The sequence below is a fragment of the Bacteroides togonis genome (assembly GCF_900130135.1).
Classification (GTDB): domain Bacteria; phylum Bacteroidota; class Bacteroidia; order Bacteroidales; family Bacteroidaceae; genus Bacteroides; species Bacteroides pullorum.
On record NZ_LT670833.1, the window covers coordinates 1 to 2,007 of the forward strand.

General features: G+C 40.3%; 2 protein-coding genes and 1 pseudogene. All 3 read right to left on the reverse strand.

All coding sequences use genetic code 11. The features are described from left to right. A pseudogene (locus BQ8005_RS16805) lies at positions 1–337 on the reverse strand (RHS repeat-associated core domain-containing protein); the annotation flags it as partial. Between the two features lie 158 nt (positions 338–495). Further along, a complete protein-coding gene (locus BQ8005_RS16810) occupies positions 496–984 on the reverse strand; it encodes a hypothetical protein (RefSeq protein ID WP_075319338.1) in 489 nt (162 codons plus the stop codon). Next, positions 974–2,007: RHS repeat domain-containing protein (locus BQ8005_RS16815; RefSeq protein ID WP_075319339.1), on the reverse strand; the 1,034-nt coding region annotated here is incomplete at its 5' end. The genes BQ8005_RS16815 and BQ8005_RS16810, both read right to left, overlap by 11 nt.

The following is a 2,007-nucleotide window of genomic DNA, read 5'->3' on the forward strand; positions in this document are numbered from 1 at the left end:
GGGTGACGTAACCGGCTTCCGTCAGCAGCAGCTTCTGCACACCGTTTTCATAGACCACGTTCCCGCAATAATCCGTTGTGGTGGTCGTACCGTTGATGACATGCTTCGTGCGGAGCTTGGTTCCGTCCGCGGCATAGACATATTCAATGGTGCTCCCGTCACCGAACGTGACCTTGCTTGGCAAATTTAAGAAATTATATTGAATATTGCTAATGTTACGGTTCAAATCTTTCGTCAGATTGCCGTTCGCGTCGTAGGCGTACTCATTGGCCTGCTTCACGGCGTCCTTGAACTCGAAACCGTTGTTGTAGGCCGCAGTGTTTGCTACGTCGTTCATACGATTCAAGCACAGGGTGTTGCTCCGCAGTCAAGTTCAAATATCAATAATAATAAAGCAACCTTAGGAACAAATTATTTATCATTCCAAAGGTTGCTTATACGCTTAATAATAGAATACTATTTTAAGGTATTCGTATGTTTGTTCGTCTAGTATTTCTAAAACCAACGTATAATAAAATAGTAAATATACCATTCTTGGTCTGCCACATGCGTTTCCCACATGCCGGTAGTACTTTTTAAAATCTTTGTAAATAACAATTTATATTCTTCTTGCTTATGCCAAAGTTTAGGAGGCATTTGCCGGATTTCTAAAATATTCAAATCTTTATCAAATAGAATCACAAAGATAACGCGTTGATTTATCTCAATATAGTCATAATTTTCCTGATTATAATACAATTTTCTTACGAAATTTTCCAAAGAATCTTTTCCTTCCTTGAATTGAACTCTTTGCAATAAATCAACTTTTAGTTTCTGATTTGTCAATGTTATATACTCCATTTGTGAAACAGAGTCTGTATCAGACAGATTTCTCCACAATGGGAAGCCATCAACATCGTACAAACAATAATTGTGCTTTTCTTGGGAGAAAGAGAATTCACCTAGAAAGAAAAAGAATATTAGAAAAAAATACTTAATAATCATATCCTAATCGTTTTGACATAATAGACGCTCTACCATATACAAAATCATCAACTCCAGATTGCCCATGGCTAAATGGTAGATTGTTCAAATACAACAAGACATGACCAAATTCATGAGCAATACCAACAGTACGATGATTAATCAGACTCTTTCCGTTAATAATAACCTGTATATTGTTATTAAGGGATTGTTTTCCCGACTGCAAACTTTTGTCAGGAACCAAGGTTTGGCCTAAATTACCTCTAATACCTCTACCCAAAGGCTCCCCCATCTTTCGCAGTTGTTCCTCATAAAAAGAACCTAAATCCGCAGAATTATCATCAGCAACCATACTGAAAGGTTCTCTCACAATTTTTCCATTCAGTTTATAGGTATTTACATCAGACAATGACAATTCAACCATCTTATCAGAACTCGCAATCTCATATAAATCTTTCAGGAAGAAATCGTTGCCATTCAAAGCCTGATCTTTGATAGAATTGGGATCCAATACTCCGTTATTCCATACCATATGCACATTACTTCCCTTTATAAAACCATTTTCTATGGCTTTAATCAAAGACGGATCGGATATGGACAAGCTGTCTCCGTTAATATCTACGATATTGACCGGATTATTCGCCGCATACTGGTAAGGCGACATGGACGAGTATTTCTCGGCATAACGGTCAACCGTCATAAACCTTCCCAGCGCAGGGTCATAGTGTCTGGCCCCGTAATCGTACCAGTTCAGCCCGTTCTTCGTATCCAGCTCCTTACCGTTGTACTTGTAAGGCTGGACATTCGTAGAGCTTGCGAAAAGTCCTCCGAAGGGATAGTAATGGTTCACCTCCTCTACCGTACCGTTCTGATTCAGCACCACCCGGTTGTTCCCCTGATGGTCCGTCAGGTAGTAGTGATACTTCTTGTCCGCCAGGGTGACGTAACCGGCTTCCGTCAGCAGCAGCTTCTGCACACCGTTTTCATAGACCACGTTCCCGCAATAGTCCGTTGTGGTGGTAGTACCGTTGATGACATGCTTCG